General features: G+C 62.4%; 13 protein-coding genes and 5 pseudogenes. 10 read left to right on the forward strand and 8 right to left on the reverse strand.

The annotated features are described in order from the left end of the window. Positions 1-99 precede the first annotated feature (99 nt). Positions 100-282 (reverse strand): hypothetical protein, encoded by a 183-nt coding sequence (locus OKW41_RS18035; protein WP_429573480.1) that lies wholly within the window; start codon positions 280-282, stop codon positions 100-102. Positions 283-741: 459 nt separating this feature from the next. On the opposite strand from OKW41_RS18035, the gene OKW41_RS18040 reads away from it, so the two are divergent. After that, complete coding sequence (locus OKW41_RS18040; protein ID WP_429444778.1) at positions 742-1,098, forward strand: hypothetical protein; 357 nt, start codon at positions 742-744, stop codon at positions 1,096-1,098. 758 nt (positions 1,099-1,856) lie between these two features. Here OKW41_RS18040 and OKW41_RS18045 read toward each other — a convergent pair. After that, entirely contained in the window at positions 1,857-2,438 is a 582-nt protein-coding gene (locus OKW41_RS18045; protein ID WP_429573481.1) for a TetR/AcrR family transcriptional regulator, read from the reverse strand. Between OKW41_RS18045 and OKW41_RS18050 the strand changes: the two are divergent. Beyond that, positions 2,397-2,666, forward strand: a pseudogene (locus OKW41_RS18050) (IS6 family transposase); the annotation flags it as partial. The gene OKW41_RS18045 and the pseudogene OKW41_RS18050 overlap by 42 nt on opposite strands. Further along, positions 2,658-2,906 (forward strand): annotated as a pseudogene (locus OKW41_RS18055) (LysR substrate-binding domain-containing protein); the annotation flags it as partial. The pseudogenes OKW41_RS18050 and OKW41_RS18055, both read left to right, overlap by 9 nt. Before the next feature lie 599 nt (positions 2,907-3,505). Here OKW41_RS18055 and OKW41_RS18060 read toward each other — a convergent pair. From OKW41_RS18060 to hmpA, 3 genes and pseudogenes are all read right to left on the reverse strand, one after another. Then, a pseudogene (locus tag OKW41_RS18060) lies at positions 3,506-4,387 on the reverse strand (molybdopterin dinucleotide binding domain-containing protein); the annotation flags it as partial. Between the two features lie 62 nt (positions 4,388-4,449). Further along, entirely contained in the window at positions 4,450-5,313 is an 864-nt protein-coding gene (locus tag OKW41_RS18065) for an MBL fold metallo-hydrolase (protein WP_429573482.1), read from the reverse strand. Between the two features lie 75 nt (positions 5,314-5,388). Next, a pseudogene (gene hmpA / locus OKW41_RS18070) lies at positions 5,389-6,605 on the reverse strand (NO-inducible flavohemoprotein). A 956-nt stretch (positions 6,606-7,561) separates the two neighbouring features. Here hmpA and OKW41_RS18075 point away from each other — a divergent pair. From OKW41_RS18075 to OKW41_RS18085, 3 genes are all read left to right on the forward strand, one after another. Then, positions 7,562-7,828 (forward strand): hypothetical protein, encoded by a 267-nt coding sequence (locus tag OKW41_RS18075; RefSeq protein WP_429573483.1) that lies wholly within the window; start codon positions 7,562-7,564, stop codon positions 7,826-7,828. Positions 7,829-7,898: 70 nt separating this feature from the next. Next, positions 7,899-8,237, forward strand: a complete 339-nt coding sequence (locus OKW41_RS18080; protein ID WP_429573484.1) for a hypothetical protein — start codon at positions 7,899-7,901, stop codon at positions 8,235-8,237. A gap of 66 nt (positions 8,238-8,303) precedes the next feature. Further along, positions 8,304-8,891 carry a hemerythrin domain-containing protein gene (locus tag OKW41_RS18085; RefSeq protein ID WP_429573485.1) on the forward strand — a complete coding sequence of 196 codons (588 nt, stop codon included), beginning with the start codon at positions 8,304-8,306 and terminating at the stop codon, positions 8,889-8,891. A gap of 42 nt (positions 8,892-8,933) precedes the next feature. On the opposite strand, the gene OKW41_RS18090 is transcribed toward OKW41_RS18085, so the two are convergent. Both OKW41_RS18090 and OKW41_RS18095 read right to left on the reverse strand, forming a co-directional pair. Next, complete coding sequence (locus OKW41_RS18090) at positions 8,934-9,275, reverse strand: hypothetical protein (protein WP_429573486.1); 342 nt, start codon at positions 9,273-9,275, stop codon at positions 8,934-8,936. A gap of 231 nt (positions 9,276-9,506) precedes the next feature. Next, positions 9,507-10,493: a hypothetical protein gene (locus OKW41_RS18095; protein WP_429573487.1), complete on the reverse strand. Its 987-nt coding sequence runs from the start codon at positions 10,491-10,493 to the stop codon at positions 9,507-9,509. A 348-nt stretch (positions 10,494-10,841) separates the two neighbouring features. Here OKW41_RS18095 and OKW41_RS18100 point away from each other — a divergent pair, with 348 nt between their 5' ends. The 4 genes and pseudogenes from OKW41_RS18100 to OKW41_RS18115 all read left to right on the forward strand — a co-directional run. After that, positions 10,842-11,246, forward strand: coding sequence for a DUF427 domain-containing protein (locus OKW41_RS18100; RefSeq protein WP_429447199.1), 405 nt, complete (start codon positions 10,842-10,844; stop codon positions 11,244-11,246). 289 nt (positions 11,247-11,535) lie between these two features. Continuing rightward, positions 11,536-12,669 (forward strand): nucleoside deaminase, encoded by a 1,134-nt coding sequence (locus OKW41_RS18105; protein WP_429573488.1) that lies wholly within the window; start codon positions 11,536-11,538, stop codon positions 12,667-12,669. Between the two features lie 338 nt (positions 12,670-13,007). Beyond that, a complete protein-coding gene (locus tag OKW41_RS18110) occupies positions 13,008-14,690 on the forward strand; it encodes an alkaline phosphatase family protein (RefSeq protein ID WP_429447197.1) in 1,683 nt (560 codons plus the stop codon). A 187-nt stretch (positions 14,691-14,877) separates the two neighbouring features. Continuing rightward, positions 14,878-15,045, forward strand: a pseudogene (locus tag OKW41_RS18115) (MAPEG family protein); the annotation flags it as partial. Positions 15,046-15,156: 111 nt separating this feature from the next. On the opposite strand, the gene OKW41_RS18120 reads toward OKW41_RS18115, so the two are convergent. Further along, positions 15,157-17,802, reverse strand: a complete 2,646-nt coding sequence (locus tag OKW41_RS18120; RefSeq protein ID WP_429573489.1) for a glycosyl hydrolase family 28 protein — start codon at positions 17,800-17,802, stop codon at positions 15,157-15,159. Positions 17,803-17,867: the final 65 nt, after the last annotated feature.

Consider the following 17,867-nt stretch of genomic DNA (forward strand, 5'->3'; position numbering starts at 1 on the left):
GATTATAAAGATCGATCCGCGCTGCATCCCCCATCGCCGGTACGCCATGCGCTGCGCTGCCGGTCCGACTCCCGGTCAGTTCGCAGACGCGCAGTGGGCTCAGTGCGTCAGGACGGTCGTGTGCGCGGCGAGGCGCTCGACCTCGAGTAGCGCCTGACCCAGCACATCGATAGCTCCATTCGTGGTGGAGGCAGTAGCAGCGCTGCGCAACGCGTGCTGAACGATGTCGTGAATGACGTCCGTGTTCGATGAACCGGCGTGGAACGTAAGTTGGTGTGCCATAAGTATTCCTGCGTAAAAACGAAGCCTTTTTCATGTGGACGCAGTATAAGCAAAGCGCGCCGCCATTCGACGCGCGCAATTATGAGTTGCGAGATCTTCAATACACGGTTTGCGTGAATCGCGAATCGCTGACATAAGAACAGCAAGCATGCTCGACGGCTGATCCCGCTTGCGTAACGCCCGGCTGGATAGCGTCGAAGCAAATGTGCTGCGTGTCATTCAGACGGTCCGCACCGCCCTTGCCTCCGGACACACTAAAGAAGCGCGCAACCGCTTCAGCGCAGTCGCGCTACAACCTTGCAGCGACGACAACTATCCGTTGCCCTGGGGATGCTTGTAAGTAGATAGTAAGTGACTAAACTGGCACTCAACGAACTGGCAAACAGCACTCAAGGCCTCGCCAGACCGTTGTTCCCCAAACACCGCGTCTCCATCCGACGCTCGATATGGAGTCTGATCATGCCAAAGTCGAAGACCTTCATCCCCGTCCCTGTTGTCGCGTCGATCTTGTCCTTCTCGACCGCCGCATTCGCTAACAGCAATGGTCCCCAAACGTATGAGCAAGCGGCTTCTCAAGCGGTTCAGCGTCAAACGGTCGGCTACCACGAACGCGCAAGCGCCGATACGCAACATGCAATGGACTTTCAGGCAGTGTTAGCCCGCGTGGAAGCCCAACGACAGGCGTTCAACAACTACGGCGGGGTGACTAGTTCGTCGGCTTCCCTCCCGTCAGACAACGTAGCGTCGGATAAACCCGTCGACTTCAGTACCGCAACAGCGTCCTGGCGTTACAAGGCAACCTTGGCCGCGCGTTGATACGGCCCGCGGCTGCTAATCGCATCAAGATCAATACAACCAACTGTAGAGAATTGAAATGAAAAAGATCTTCCTCGTACTGTTCGCCTTCCTTACCAGCACATCCGTTCTTGCGCAAAACAATCTGCCGCAGCAATTGCCGTCGCAGCAGACAGCGTCCGCCGGGCAACCGTCCACGAAGCAGCTTTCACAGGGTGGGTCGCAGCTTCCGCAACCTCCACAGCTTCCGCAGATTCCGCAACTTCCGACACAAGCGTCGACGCAAGTGCCGACCCAGCTTTCGAAATAACCCCGTATGGCTGCGCAACCCGCGCAGCCATACCTGAGAGACCGGCGATTGTCGCGGCTACCCGGATTCTGTTCATCGCAGTAGGCGCATGTGATGCACGACGGCGTTTGCGGCGATTCGTTCATGACGTCGGCAAATCGCTGGCCGCGAGACCCTGGATGGGTGAACAATGGACTGCCCTCAACGCTTCGTCAGCAATTTGATGAGGCGCTGCATCTTCGTCGGCTGCCTGCGGGTTTCGGCGATCGCATGGACCGCCATCGGCGTGCCCCGCCATCCGGGCATGATCCGGAGTAGCCGTCCACTGGCCCATTCATCGTGACGATTGGCTCCGCAACAGGTTGATACCCATGTCAGGCGTTGCAAACGGCGGATTTCGCCGACGCTGTGTAGGGTGAACCGTCCACCTAGCGACACGGTGGTGCTTCGCTTGCCGTCTCCCACGGTCCGCGAGCGTCCAGGCGCCAGCCTATGCGGCGTCAGTCCCGTCCGTTGGCCCATATGCGGCCAGGAACATGTCGGCCGTTCTTTGAACGACCTTGGCGATATTGCGCGCACTGGTATCCGCCGGCACGCCCAGCAGGCGGAGTTCCAGCAACTCCGCCTCGTACAGCCCACGCAAATGCGCTGTCGCGATGGCTGCGTTACAGCTGCGCAGCTTCCCGGCGTCAATCAATTGCTGCCGCAAGTCGGTCACCACTCCCCAGCCGGGCTTCGGCCCGCGCTCATAGAACAGAGCGCCGACCTTCGACCGGCCACCCTCAAGATGCGCGAGACGGCGCACCGCGAGCAGTTGCGGTGTCAGGACCACAACCGGACAGTGCTTGCCGAAGCTCAACAGTGCGTCGCGAACCGGCACGGTGGTCTTCAGTCGCTCGAATGCAGCTCCTACTCCTTGTTGCGCGGCGGCGCCCATGAACTCGGCGAACATCTCCTCTTTCGACTCGAAGTAGTTGTAGAGCGTGGCCTTTGACACGCCTGCCCGCGCCGCAATCTCGGACATCGACGCCTGCTCGAACCCCAATTCGCCGAATCGCTTTACCACGGCCATCGCTTTCCGGCAGCGGTCATCAGTTGCCTGCGTGATATCGAAGAACTGTTGTTCGAGCGCGGGGTTATCGTCAGTTACGAGACGATCCGTCGCTTGTGCGACAAGTTCGGTGGGTGCTTCGCGCGCCGTGTCAGAGCGGCGCGTCACGAGCCCGGCACCACGTGGCACCTTGACGAATTATTTGTGACGTTGCGCGGCGAGCCCTACCTGTTGTGGCACGCCATCGAAACCACCGACATCATGCTGTAGATGGTCGCGAGCGATCGCGGCGTCGCCGCGCTGCCGCGCTGGCTCGCCGAGGAATACGCGGACCGTATGCCGGTGGTCAGCGTGAAGCTAGGCAAGACCGGCATCGCCAGGCAGATTTTTCTCGGCACGCGCGAGGCGGACGCGTCGCTCGACTATCTGCATTCGTTCGTGGAGTTCGCGCGCAAGTCGAGCTGGAAGGGCTCGAAGCCGCGGCGCTGAACGCTGCGTTTCGCGGGTCGCCTGTGGACGCGCGTTCCGTCATAACGCGCGGCAGGCGTCCGCGCAACGGCGGCACGCATCGCTGCGATCCTGGCAATGCTGCACGGGATGACGCGTGCAGCCACGCGCACAGGTCGCGGACATCGCGCATGGACTGCGTGTCGCGTGCGGGGGCTGCCGACGCGATGAAACGGACGATGCCGGGTTGCCGGCAAATCGAACCGCGGCCCGGAGGCAGCGATGGAACGCCATGAGCGCTTCTGGAGAAACGCTGTCCCCGAATCCGTAGGGGACGTCGCAGTATCCGAACACTATGTGGCGTCGTGCGCTGTCCTTCAATGGGTAACGGACATCACGGAAAGCGCTGCGCGCGCCACAGCCGGTGCGAGACCTTTGGTTCTCGTCCTTTGCCAGCTTGCCGGTTCGGCTTTGTACGCAACTCATGCATTACCAACACCCTGCGCGCCCGTTAAGGGCCGCTGGCGCGACTATGATGGAGATGGGCACGCGCTTATCATGCCCTTCACGCGCTGCCCGGGTGTAATTCAGCGGCCGGCTCAGGTAACGATGCCGGCCTCTTTGTATCTACGAAGCACTGATCACCGCGTGGCCGCCAGTACGCGCACCGGAATCGACTTCGCGCCCGGCACCTTGCTCTCTTTCGCGTAGTGCCATAGCGGCAGCAGCGGATTGCATTCCGGGTAATAGCCGCCGATGCATCCCTGCGGCACGTCGAACGGCACGACGGTCAGTCCGTCGACGTGCCGCTCGACGCCGTCGTCCGCGATCGTCTCGAGACAGATGCGGTCGCCGTGCGCGAGTCCGCGCTTCTCCATGTCGGCCCGATTCATCAGAATCACCATGCGCGAACCCTTGATGCCTCTGAAGCGGTCGTCGAGGCCATAGATGGTCGTGTTGAACTGGCTGTCGCTGCGCAAGGTCATCAACCGCAGCGAATCGGGCTCACGCGCGGGCATGTCCGGATCTTCGCCGATCGAAGTCGGCACCATGAATTCGGCCTTGCCGCTTTTGGTCTTCCACTTGCGCTCCCGCGCCGGCAGCGGCCGGATCACGCCGCCGGGTGTCCACATGCGCGCCTCGAAATCACCGAACATCTCGGGCCATGTCTTCGACATCTCCAGACGCACGCGCGAATAGTCGTCGCGCCATGCATCCCAGTCGACGCTAGAGCGCTCGCCGAGCGTCGCCTTCGCGATGCCCGCGACGATGAACGGCTCCGAGCGGATCGTCGGCGCGGCCGGTTCGGCCATGCCACGCGAGCCATGAAAGTGCGCCGTGCTGTCTTCCATCGACACCGCCTGCGCGCCGCCCGCCTGCCGGTCGATCTCGATGCGGCTCAGACACGGCAGCAGATACGAGCGCTGGCCGTGCACCAGATGGCTGCGATTGAGCTTGGTCGCCACGTTGACAGTCAACCCGAGCGCGGCCCACGCCGGTTCGGTGCGCACCCGGTCGGGCACCCGCCAGGCGCAAGACGTGAGCGATCCGCGAAGCACCGGGCGCGCTCGCAAGCCTGCGAGCGTCACGCCATCTGCTCCGCCGGCACCGCCACCGAACGGCCCGCGAGCCGCTCGAATTCGTCGACGTCGTGGCTGCAAAAAATCGTCAGCGCGGGGCTCGCCGTCTTCGCCAGATCACGCAGGCGGCGCTGGTTGTACAGTCGCGCCGCGCGATCCTTTTCGAGCATCCACTGATAGAAGCGCAAACCGGGTGCGCAATGCGGACGCACCGGGTCGAGTTCGCCGTTGTCGAAATAGGCGTCGCCCGCGAGCAGCAACCAGCCGCCATCGCCGTGTACCGCGACGCCCGCGTGACCATAGGTATGGCCTCGCAACGGTACGAGCGCGATCTCGCTCGCGAGTTCTTCGATCGGATGGACCTTGGCGAAGCCCTCCCAACGCTCGGTGTACTGCGGCGAATGCACGCGCCACATGTTCTGATACGACCACTGCTGCGGCCTGAAGCGCTGCCGGTCCAGCCACGTCTTCTGCTGCGCCGCGTATTGGCGCTCGCTCGCGAGCATGTGCACCGTCGCGTGCGGAAAGTCGTCGAGTCCGCCCGCATGGTCGAAATCGAGGTGCGTCATCACGATGTGGCGCACATCGGCCGGGTCGAAACCGAGCCGCTCGATCTGCCTGATCGCCGTCATTTCATTTCGGAACTCAGGCTTCAGCAGTCTCAGGAAGAATTTGCCGAGGCGCGAATAGGGATCGGCGACATCGCGCAGACCGAAACCGGTATCGACGAGCACGAGCCCCGCCGGACTTTCGACGAGCAGGCAATGGCAGGTCAGATGCCCGCGGCGGATCAACGAATCGGGGTGCCCGTTGAACAGCTTGCCGCACAGCGGGCAAGTCGAAATGCAGTTCAGATGATGCACTTTCATGCCGCGCTCCCGGTCACGGTGACTGCATTCCTGCTGGTCGCTTCCACGGCAGCCGTCGCTGCACGACCGTCTGCGTCATTCGGCGAACAGATCCGGTCCGAACACCTCGTAGTGAATCTTCGACTCGTGAATGTCCAGGTTTTTCAGCGCGTCGTGCTGCATCCGCATGAAAGGAACAGGACCGCAGATGTAGTAGTCGGCGTCGGGCAACAGGATCTCGTCGCGCAGCTTGCTGAGGCCGATGAAACCCGCGTAATCGAATAGTCGCGGCCCTGCACGTCGGTATCGAGCGGCGCGTCGTAGAACACCGTCGCGCGGAAATTCGACTGGGTGGCGGCGGTCTGCTGCAAACGGTCGCGCATCGCGTGCACGGCGCCGTTGCGCGCACCGTGAATGAACACCACGCGCCGCTGCGAGTTCTGAATCGCGCGCTTCAACATGCTGACCATCGGCGTCAGACCGACACCGCCGCTGATCAGCACGATCGGCGTCTTCGCATGAACATCGATGTAGAACGTGCCGTACGGTGCCGCCAGTTTGACTTCGTCGCCGACGTTCACGTGATCGTGCAGCAGCGAGGACACATAGCCCGGCGGTCGCCCGGCCTCGCCGCTCTCGCGCTTGACGGAGATCCGATATGTATGGCCATTCGGCACGTCGGACAAGCTGTATTGCCGGATCTGCTGCAGGCCGAGCGCGAGCACATCGACGGCAATGCCGATGTACTGACCCGGCTCGAAGTTCGCGACCGGCTGTCCGTCCTTCGGTTCGAGAATGAACGACGTGATGACGCTGCTCTCGGGCCGCTTCTCCTTGACGACGAACGTGCGCCATCCGGTCCAGCCGCCCGGCTGCGATGCGCGCGTTTCGCGCAATTCGGCTTCCATGCCCATCAGCATGTCCGCGAGATTGCCGTATGCCTGCGCCCACGCGGAGATGATGTCGTCGGTCGCGGCGTCGCCGAGCACGTCCTTGATCGCGCCAAGCAGATGTTCGCCGACGATCGGATAGTGCTCCGCCTTCACGTCGAGGCTCGCGTGCTTGTTGGCGATATTGCGCAGCACCGCGGCGAGACTGCCCGGGTCCTCGATGTTCTCGGCGTATGCGTACACGGCGCGCGCGAGCGCTTCCTGCTGCTGCCCCTGCTCCTGGTGGGCCATGTTGAACACGTTCTTCAGTTCGGGGCGCGCCTCGAAGAGCCGCCTGTAGAAACGTTGAATGATCGTATAGCCGTGCGCTGCCAGAACCGGCGCCGTGGCCTTGACGATGTCCTTGGTTTTCTGCGTGAGCATTTCTTTCCTCCTGCAACAGGACGACTGGTTGCCTCGCTCGTGCGCGTAAGTGGCGGGTGGAATTGTCCGATCGCGCATACGCCTTCAAGCGTATCCAGGCGACCATGCTCCTCCAACCGATGCTGGCTGTCCACAAGCTGAAGGCAATGGACACGCCCGAGCAAACGCGCGCGCCGCGACACGTCCAACATCGGTCGTCCGATTGCAGACGAACGCGGGTCGGTCAGGAACGTGCCGTGGCCGCCGGCACGCGCTGGAAGCGTTTCCGTCAAGGTCCGAAAAACGTGTTGCAGAATTTGCCGGCCACATTGCACGTCTGTTGACCGGAAGGCCGCACATTGGTGCGCTCGGCCGACGTCGCGCATCCACCCATCATGGCGACGGCAAATGTCATCACGAGCGTTCCGCGCAGCGCTGCCGCGTGCCGATTCTTCGCAGCGTGAGTCGTGGTGCGATCACAATCGCAACGCGCGGATGCGCCGCGCTTGCGTGCATCGGTAGCGCACGAGCCTTGTCCGACATCAGGCATTTCGCCCTCCCTCGCGATAGTCACCACGTTCATCGTGCCACGCACAAAGGGATTTCCAACGAGGGTACCCGAGCGTTGGCGCGATCAGCGCACCGCCTTTTGCTATTTTGATCCAGATCAGAAGTTGACCGACTAACCGACGACGGCGCGAACTTCATTTGCACACGCTGTCATCACGACGTCACACCAACAGTCGAGCGTAGAAGCAATCCGGCGCGTCGATCCGTCGAATGTGGGTCCCGCAAACTGCGGCGCGAGAGTGGACAGGGCTGTCCACAATGCGGCTGTCTCGGACAACTCATTGCGATTTTTTTTTTTGCGAATGTCAGCGTATGCTGAATCCGGCGTTTTCGGACATGTCATCAAGCCGGTATGACTTACTGTGAACGACGAGTAAGCTGGAGATAACCAAACGGGGAGAGAACCTGTGAAAGCCGCGCGTAATTACAAAAAAGTCACAAGGCAATTGACGCACGTCAGCGCGATTGTCCAGCGCCTCGAACAACTCGTTCAAGGCGACCGCGTCGACTGGCAGGCCACGGGAATTGCGAAGCCGGCTTACTGGCGCGCGCGCATCGAGGCCAACGCCGAACTGCCGCCGGCGCTGCAGCCGCAAGCGCGCCTGCTGCTCGCGCGGCTCGCTACGCTCGAAGCACGGAGCCAGCGCCGCTCGAGCGCGCAGGGCGCCAACTAGCGCCGCGCCCGTCGCGCATTATCATCGCGCACCGGCACGATCACACACTCACGCGACGAAGGACATGATGATGCGGACCTACGAATACCACGGGTTCACGATCGAGGTGACCGTCGAGGCGGATTTCACGTTGCGCCCCGCCGGGCGCGCGGCGGTACGCACGCGCTACGCGGCGGTAGTTCACATCTATCAGGCGGGTGCTGCGGTCGCAACGTTCTCGCCGCTGCGCGTCGACATTGCGGGCAGCCGGCCGTTCGACACCGAGGCCGATGCGTTGATGGGCGGATATAGCGCGGCGCGCCGAATCGTCGACGACCTGTTCGCCCGTGCGGCGGATGCCGCGGACTCCGCGTTGAGCGCCCTCACGAGCAGCAAAGCAGTGCGCTCGCGGCAGCCGGCACCGCGTTGATCGATTGCTGGGCAGCGGGAATGGCGCATGCGGTAACCGCCGGCACCCTTTCCCTGGAGAAACGCCATGTCCAATGACGCCTCATCGCTGTCGCCGTCGATTACGTCGATGATCCGCCTCGACCATATGCACGTGCTCGCCGCTTCGCACCGATACCACGCGTCCACGCCGTGGTGGCGCAAACGCGCGATCGTCAACGGCGTGTGCGACGCGCTCGATATCCACGCGCAACTCGAGGAGGAAATTTTCTACCCGGCGCTCGACCGCGCGCTCGGCAATGACGAGGCACTGAGAAAAAGCCGTCCCGAGCACGACGAGATGCGCGCAACGATCGCGAAGCTGCGCGGGATGGGCCCCGAAAACGCCGCCTACGACGGGCTCTTTTATCAACTGATCCGCGAAGTCGCTCATCATGTCGCCGACGAGGAAACCATCCTGCTGCCCGACGCTGAGCGCGTGCTGAAGAACGAACTGCAGTCGCTTGGCGCCGCGATGACGCGCAGCCGGATGCAGTTGCTCGGAGAGCGCCCGATGGACATTGCGGTGAATGCCGCAGGCACGTTTCCGATCGCCACGCTGCTGCTGGGATCGACTGTATTGCTCGCATTGCGGCATTGGCTGCCGAGGTCGCGTCGCGCGGCACAGACGCGCTAGCACATACTACTGACACCACGGGGCGCCGCCCGCGATCGCGCATCAATGATTCGGGCGCGATGCACCCGGCGTGCGCCCGCGCCGCTGTTTCGTCTTCGCCGGTTCACCCGGCTCGACGAGCCCGGCCGCGACGCGGCGCGCGGTTTCGGCCGCGATGTCGAGCGCGTCGTCCCATGACACGTGGCCGCACGTCCCGCGTCGCTCGAAGATCGTGTGATGCTCGCCGCCACGCTCCGTCACGACCACGACCCACTGGAAAGCGCCTTCCGAATCCCGGATGACGGTCCAGCTTACGAGGAAGTCGGCAATCTCTATCTTCTGCAAGCGCATGTCCGGCTCGCTGTCGATCCACTTCGTCGACCGGCTCTGTTCGAATGTACGCATGGCACGAGGTCCTTCGTTTTGGCCCTTCGTTCAGGGCCTGGTTCTGCTACAACGTGCCCGGCAGATTGCCGCCGGCATCGGGCTGTTTCGGTTTGTCGTTCATCACGGCTCCCTTGATCGATTCATGTCTGGGCCGAGCAAGCGCTATACCGCGTGGCCGCGCGGGAACCAGAAGCATTGGATCGCGCGCATGGGTTCGAGCCTCGTTGCCGGACCGGCAAGCTGGCCCGGCTAGAAACTCATCGCGAATCCGAACGACACCCCGTGCACGTTGCGACCGAACACATAGCGCACCATCGCGCGCGTACGGGCGACGATGACGGGATACCTGCTGCTGTCGAGTTCGAGGCCGACTCCCAACGACGTGAGGTCGTTGAAACCCAGCACGCCTGCACTGTCGCCGAAATAGTGCGAGTAAGCGGCTTCGAGCACATAGCGGACCGGCCGGTCCAGCGCGTGCCAGCCGGTAGGCGCGCGCCAGCGCGTCCAGAGGCTCACTTGTTGCGCCATGGCCGAGCCCTGAACGGCCTCCGAAGAACCGCCGAAGCTGCGCAGGTAAATATCGGTTGCCCGCAGTTCGGCGTCGATTTCGTAGTTTTCGCGGTAATGCTCGTAGTCGAGCATCAGGGAGCCGCCATAGCCGTAGGCGTTCAGCGAGCCGTTTTCGAGGAACTGCAGGTTGCTGTCGGTGACACGATTGAAGAGGGACTGCCCTACCTTCAGGTCACTCGAGACACGCCCAATCGTGCCGTTCAAGATCGGACGGAACGCCAGTTCGTCCGTGATGCGGAAATCCCACCCCAGGCCGACCGTGCCACTGAAGGTATTCCACTTCGTCGGCACCGCACGCTGCTGGGCGCCATCCGTGGCAATGAAGATCGGATCGTAGCGGCTGTAGGCGAGCGTGCCCTCCATGTACAACGGAAACGACCTGCTGAGCGTGAAGCCGCCGCCAAATTGAGTCTGCCCGAAGCCGGGATTACCCGTCAGGCCGTTATTGACCGACAGGTTACTGGTCGTAACGTCCGGGACTGTCGTGTAGGTCATGATCGCCAGCACAGCGTCTGCGTGCTGCTTTACATTGCCGCCAATCACGGTATTGCTCGACAATTGCCCCGGCACGACCTGTGCGTGCGAAGGGCAGGACAACAGGTTCAAGGTTAGAGCGGCACACGCCTCAAATGCGCGAAGTGACCAACGCTTCCGAAGTGCCGGCATAGTCAAACAACCTCGCCATTTGTCGACGAGATTGCAGGCTCACTTGCAGGGTCATACACGGGATATCCAACGAGCATGACGCGCTCCTGTCAGTCGGCTGATCGTGTTCGTCTTCCGCGAAGTCGCCATCCCGTTGCACAAAAGCACGCGCACGCAACTGATGCAATTCCGACGGGCATTGCGCCGCTCACAGCACCTGGAAGGTCTGCGTTAGTATGTGATAGAAATACCTGAAAGGAAGTAGTACGGCAATACGGGCAATGTTCAGTCGCTTGCATGGCGTTCGGCGACGAACATCGCCGTCGACTCACGAAACCTCGCAGCCCCACTTTCGCAGGGAGCCTCGTTATGTCCACTCATTCGGTCCCGAACGACAAACCCGTCAAGATCCCCGGCCCGGATCATCCAATCACGGTCGAGCACCACCAGGCGCGCGTGATCGTCATGGCAGGCGGTCACGTGATTGCCGATACGCACGACGCATTGACGCTGCTCGAAGCCCGCTATCCGGCCGTGCTGTACATCCCGCGCAAGGACGTCGACATGACCCGGCTCGAACGCACGGCGCACGCCACTTATTGTCCGTACAAGGGCGAATGCGCATACTTCTCGATTCCTTCGGCCGGCGAGCGCGGCACCAACGCGGTGTGGACCTACGAGCACCCATACGACGCTGTCGCGTCGATCCGCGAGCACCTTGCGTTCTATCCCGACCGCGTGGATTCCATCACGCGGGAGCCGGCCGCGCACTAGGCGAACGCGCGCGCGTCATGCCGCGTGCGGGCGCGGCGATCGCGGCGACCGGCATGGCGCGAGCGGCACGGACGGCGGCGGCGCCGCACGGCGGCCGCTGCTCCCACCACGCAAGCTATCAATCCGAGCAGGTTTCCCTCTCGCGTTCGAAGTAACAGAATCTACCGTCACGCCTGCTCCCTCACTCGGCTTTCATGCCGGTACCACCCAGATGGGCGCACATCCGACCGCCGGTGCCGCTCATTCTCTTTGCAGTCGGTATTCAATCCGCGCTACAGAGGTGAACAACATGGCTGAAAAAGTTACATCGACGGAATCCGCGATGACACTGGCCGCGCTCCAGGCGATGACGGCGAACTGCGCCGGCTCGTTCAGCGTTGGCGGCGCGCTGGTCGACGATAACGGCAACGTGCTGAACAAGATGTCGAAGCGGGTCATCCAGAACGGCCGCACGAACGATCCGACCGCGCACGGCGAGCGTCAACTTGTCGACTGGTACTACGCGAACAGGCGAGCATTAGGTCTGCCGCCACCGGAACAGGTGACGGTCGTGACGTCGCTCGATCCCTGCTGCATGTGCACCGGCGCGATGCTGACTGCGGGCTTCAAGGTCGCGGTCGGTGCGCTGGATACCTACGCCGGCATCAACTACGACCAGAAGTTCACGTTTCCGTCGCTGCGCGGTTTCGCGCGCACGCAGGCCCTCAGCACGTTCGCCTATCCCGAAGTGGAAAACGGCGACTGCTTCAATCGCGCGCGACAAGGTCCGCTGAACATTCCGCCGCTGCCGGATGGCAGCAAACTCGACGGCAAAACCCTCGCGCTTTGCGGCAGCCTCTTCGCCGCGACGCTCAGCGAGATCAGGGACAAGATCAACAACGATCTGCCGCTCGATCAGTTGCTCGACGTCCGCACCCTGCCGCCGGCGAGTCCGATCATTGAGCAACTCAAAACGCATTACGGCAAAGCGTTGCAATACCGGGGAGCGAGACCCTGCGCGCCGGACGTGGGGCTCGCGCCATTTCCTGAAGGAAGCGGTGGCCGAGGACCTGAAGAACGGCGGCACGGGGCACGCGGTCGCAATGCTCGACAACCGCGGCTATCTGCTGCTGTGTCTGCCGGGCATCGAGGGGCTGTCGAAAATTCGGCGCGCCTTTCTCGACGTCACGCGCGGCTTCGCAGCAAGCTGCTGAGCCAGAACGTCCCGGAACTCCTCAAGTATCTCGGCCACCCGAAATACTGCACGTTCGTGATGGCGCTCGGCCCCGACAGCGGTTCGCAAGGCCTGCTTGAATTCGGCGCGTACGGTTCGACGATGGAAGGTCCACTGCCCCGCGTAAACCCGTCGCCTTTGCAATACGTTAAGCCCGGCATGCCACAAGGAGACCTCGACGAGTTTTGCTCGACGCTGCCGCCGCTTTAAAGTCAATCGATCAAGGTCAGGCCGGTGCAGGTGACGGATCAGGCCTTGATTCATTCACTGGGATGACGCCTGGCGGTATTCGACTACCGAGGACCGGCGAAACGGCAGGGGCTGCAATAGCCCGCGCCGTTTTTTATGCTTGACGACTCGCGAAAAATCACGCGCCGAATCGAATCAGGTTCACAGCGCATGCGCGTCGAATGGATCACCCCAACCTTAACAAAACCTTAACACCTCAGTATTGCAAAGTATTAATTTCAGGTCACGCAAATGACTTTTTTTACGGTTCAAATTCGTCCCGCACTACCCAAATTTGTTGTCAAACAAAAGGACGAGACATGAAACCGATCACGAAATGGAAGCGTAAGCAAAGCGCAATGTGCGCCGCCGTCGCACTGCTCGCCGGGTTGTACTCGGCAGTCGCGACAGCCGGCGACGATCACGACCACGGCCGCGATCACGATCGCGATCGCGCGTCCGTCAAGCATGTGCTGCTGATCAGCTTCGACGGTCTGCATGAGCAGGACGTCGCGCGTTGCATCGGCGCGAATACGTGCCCTAACCTGGCGCTGCTCGCGAAGTCAGGCACCACCTATACGAACGCGCATACACCGGGACTGTCGGATTCGTTTCCTGGCCTCGCCGCGCTCGTGACCGGCGGCTCGCCGAAGTCCGCGGGGCTGTTCTACGACGTCTCCTACGACCGCACGCTCTATGCGCCGTCCGATACCCATTGCACGGGCCCGACCGGCTGGAATGTCGTCTTCGATGAAACGACCGGCATCGACGGCGAGAACGGCGGCGCGCTGATCCATCTCGACGGCGGCGGCGCGTTCAATCCGCAGGCGATTCCGAATGCGCTCGTCAATGGCGTCTGTACGCCCGTCTATCCGCACAACTATCTGAAGACCAACACGGTTTTCGAAGTGATCAAGGGCAACGTCAACGGCGCGCGCACCGCGTGGGCGGACAAGCACGCGTGGGGCTACGACTGGCTCAATGGACCGTCGGGCGCGGGCGTCGACGACCTTTCGCGCACCGAAATAAATTCGATCGATCCGGATACCAAGACCTACTACCTCGACACGTACACGCACACGAAGAAGTTCGACAACTATCACGTGCAATCGCTGATCAATGAAATCGATGGCAAGGATTCGACAGGTCAAAAGAACGTCGCGGTGCCGACCGTGTTCGGCGCCAACTTCCAGACGCTGAGCGTCGCGCAGAAGGCCACGGTCGCGTCGGGCGGCGGCTATCTGGATGCGAGCTTCACGCCGGGTCCGCAAGTCGCGGGCGCGATCGCGTATATCGACGACGCGTTGGGACGCGTCGTGTCCGAACTGAAGCAACGCAATCTCTATTCGTCGACGGCGATCATCGTGACCGCGAAGCATGGCCAGTCGCCGACCGATCATTCGAAGCTCGTGAAGAACGGCGATACGCTGACCAACTTGCTCGAAGCCAACAACTACCTGGATTCGGGCGGCAATATTGGGCAGGCCGCTACGAAGAGCGGCAACCTCAACGACGGCACCGGACTTGTCGGCACGGGTTTCGTGCAGACCGACGACGTCGGCCTGATCTGGCTGCGCGATCAAAGCCAGGTGTCGTCGGTCGTGAAGACGCTGAAAGCCAATCTGAGCTGCAACGCACCCGGCATTTGCGCGGACGGCCCTCAGGCGTACATCCTGTCCGGCCCGCAACTGGCTAACCGGTTCGGTGACCCGTCGCGCGGCCGTACGCCCGACATCATCGTTCAACCGAACCCGGGCGTCATCTATACGTCGAGCAAGTCCAAGGACGAAGAGCATGGCGGCAACGCGCCCGACGACAGTCATCTCGGCCTCGTGATGTACGTGCCTCACGCGCATCACGCCGGGCAGGTCAACGACGAGCCGGTGCTGACCACGCAGGTCGCGCCGACGATCTTGCGTCTGCTCGATCTGAAGCCTGAGCTGCTGCATTCGGTCGCGATTGAAGGAACGCGTGCGCTGCCGGAATTCGATCACGAAGACTAAGCCTGGCCGTAGTCCACGTATTTGAGTAGTAAGCTGCGCCGCGATCGGTGTTGGAACGATCGCGGCGCAGTCGTTTTTGCGGGGTCCAGCCGCGCGGACCTCGCGTGCCGGCCCGTGCGAGAATGGGAGCCGCCTGATTCTCGCCAAACAGGCGTGCGTCGATTGCCTGACAAGGAGCCGCAATGCCATGAACGCCATTGCTCTCGGATGCGTAGCGGTGTTGGGGCTGCTGTTATTCGGCCTCGGCTCGTCGGTATCGATGACGCGTTTTCGCGAACGCACCAATGCGGGCTGCGCCGACGATCCGGCCAACCTGCTGCACAAGCTGGTTCGGGCGCATGGCAATACCGCGGAATGATGACTTCCCGCGCCAGCCCAAAAGAAAATAAGCCCCACAGTCACCCGTGAGGCTTCAAAAAGACCCGCAGCCTGACACCGCGAGTCCCGGTCTTTCAAGCAACCACGCTTACTTCACATTCGGGAAGACCGGCCAGGACGAAGCCTCATCGCACAGCGACAGCTTCGCATTCTGCGAGACGATCGTGGCCGCCGGATTCGTGTCGCCCGCGGCGCCAGCGTCGTCGCTGCCATTGACGGTCAGGTTCAACGTGTTCGTCGGGGTCGTGTACTTGCCCGCGCCGCTCGACGTGTTCGTCAGGATACCGCCCGTGCCGTGAGCCATCGACGAGCCAATCAGGCTCACGTTCGCGCCCAGGTTCAGCGTGGCGTTGGCGGCTTTCGATTGCGTCGAGCCATCGAGCGCACCAATGTTCACGACGGGCTTGCTCAGGTTCGCAATCGACATCGTGACGTCCTTGTCCGCGACCACGTTATCCAGGTTCAGCTGGATCACGCTCTGCGTATTGGCGTATGCCGTATCGGCATGCAGGCCACGGAAGGTCAGGCCGCCGCCGCCGTTCTTGCCCGCGGTCTTGTTGGCCGGGATGTTCATCATGCGGATGTTGCTGAGGTTGATGTCGTGGAAGTTCGGCACCAGCCATCCCAACCCCGTGTACGAGATCGGATCGGCACTCGGGCCCGTGTAGTACATGTCGAACACGAGGAAATCCTTCACACCACGCATACATGCGCCGTCATAGTAGATGTTGCTGACGTCGCCGCCGCGTGCCTGACCGCTTTTGATACGCAGCCCCACGACGCCCATATCCGTCGACGAATTGGTGCCGTCGTAGATATTGTCGAAGTAGTTGTCGTAGAAGTGAATGTTCCGGACACCTGCATTCGTCGGGCTGCCGATCGACAGACCATGGCCGTTGTAGTTGTGGTTGTGCGCCACCGTGATGCCGTACGTACGGTTCGACGAAACGCCGCGGTTACCGTCGATGGACCACAGCATGTTGGCCGGCGTCGTCGCGCCCTGTGCCGCCGCCGGACGCGGATCCTGCAGGCCGCCCTTGAACGCGACGTTGTCGTCGGACGGGCTCAGGAAGTTGTACACGATCGCGACGTTCTTCACGTAGCCGTCGAAGTACACCTGGCCTGCTGACGTCGTCTTGCTGCCCGTGCCGAGAGCCGCGTGTTCCGGACCCGCTGCAACGCTCGGGTCGACGCCGTCGGTGTTCTTCACGCCCGTCGAGCTGGCATCGATCGTCGCGCCCGTATAGAGGTGCGCGTACGAACCGCTGACGCCGTCGAAGCCGTCGTTGTTCATGCCGACGCTCGCCTGGTTCGCCGCATCCGGCAGCAACGGCGTGATGATCTTGATACCCCACACGGTGAAGCCGTCCACGCCGTCGGCTTCGACGGTGAAGAACGTGCTGTTGCGCAACGTGATCTGATACAGCGACAGGTTCTTCGACTGCTGCATCCACAGCATGCCGGGGTTGCCCTGGAAGCTGTACGGGCCGCCGCCGATGTCCTTGTTGCCGTGGTACGAGATATCCCACCAGCTTGCCGGCACCCAGCGTGCGCAACCGCCCGTGCCAGCGGTACAGCCGCCGCCCGTAACCGTGTAGCCGCCTGGGATGCTGGTTGCCTGGCGGTTCACCACATAGGTGACGGCCGGCGTGGTCAGCGTCGTCTTGCCCATCGCGGTGACCACGTCGCAAGCGGTGCCTTCCGGCGCGAGCGTGCCCGCACGGTAAGCGGCGATCGTGTTCGTGCAGCTGAACTTCGGCGTCGTCACGCCCGTGATGTTGTTGCCCGAATACGTGAACGCCTCGATGACGCCGGTTGCCCAGCGGATCGTCGGATATTGCGGCGACGAGCTGATCAGCGGCATGTAGCCACGCGCATCGATCGAGCCCGTGCCCATGATCGACGCGTTGACCGTATGCGTGCCGCGGATCAGCGGATAGCAGTTCTGCATGCCGCTCGTGCCCGCGATGGTCGCCGCGCCCGCGTTGGCGGTGCCGACAGGCGCGGGAAGCCCGGCCGGGTTGTTGATCGCGGCGCCGCAGGTGATCGCGTTCGGCCGATCCTGCGCGGTTTTGTCGTACACGACCACGTCGCGGCTCGCGAACAGCGTGACGCCGTCGTCGATCCACAGCGTGACGCCCGACGGCAGAACGAGCGGACCGCTCAGGAATGCATTGCCGGCGCCGCTGCTGTTCTTGACGAGACGCACCGCGAACTTGGTGGCCTTATAGGTCGGGTTCGACAGCGTTTCGCTCGATGCACCCGCGATGTTGACGTTCGGATTATTGGCCGCCTGTTGCGTAGCGGCAGCCTGCTGATCGGCCTGCGTAATCTTCGCGCCGACTTCCGCGTCCACGGCGGCGCCGCACGCGTCGAGCGCGGCCTGGATACGCGCCTGGTCGGGGTTGTTCAGCGCCGTGGTTGCGCCGCCGTAGGTGACCGGCGTCGGATCCGAGCTGACCGGCAGCGAGCCGTCCGCGTTCTTCACCAGGTTGTTGCTTGCCTGAAGCGTCGAGCAAACCTGGGTGTCCGCCGGCAAAGACGGCGAATCCGGCAGGTTCGTGTCGCCAGCGTAGCGGCCGGGCGTCCAGACCGGGGAGGTCGGCGAAGTCGGGTTGGTGGGTGGCGTGGTCGAGCTACCTGGACCTGAAATGTTATTACCTTCACCGCAACCGGCGACGGTCAGAACAAACAGGCCGAGTACCGCAAGCTCTCGGACTGAGCGCATCTTCATAAGTTATCTCCTTGGAAGTGGATCCACCGCGTGTTCCTGGCAGGCCTCGCTCTCTTCGCGCGGAT

Source organism: Paraburkholderia sp. UCT70 (genome assembly GCF_050434085.1).
In the GTDB taxonomy this organism is placed as follows: domain Bacteria; phylum Pseudomonadota; class Gammaproteobacteria; order Burkholderiales; family Burkholderiaceae; genus Paraburkholderia; species Paraburkholderia tuberum.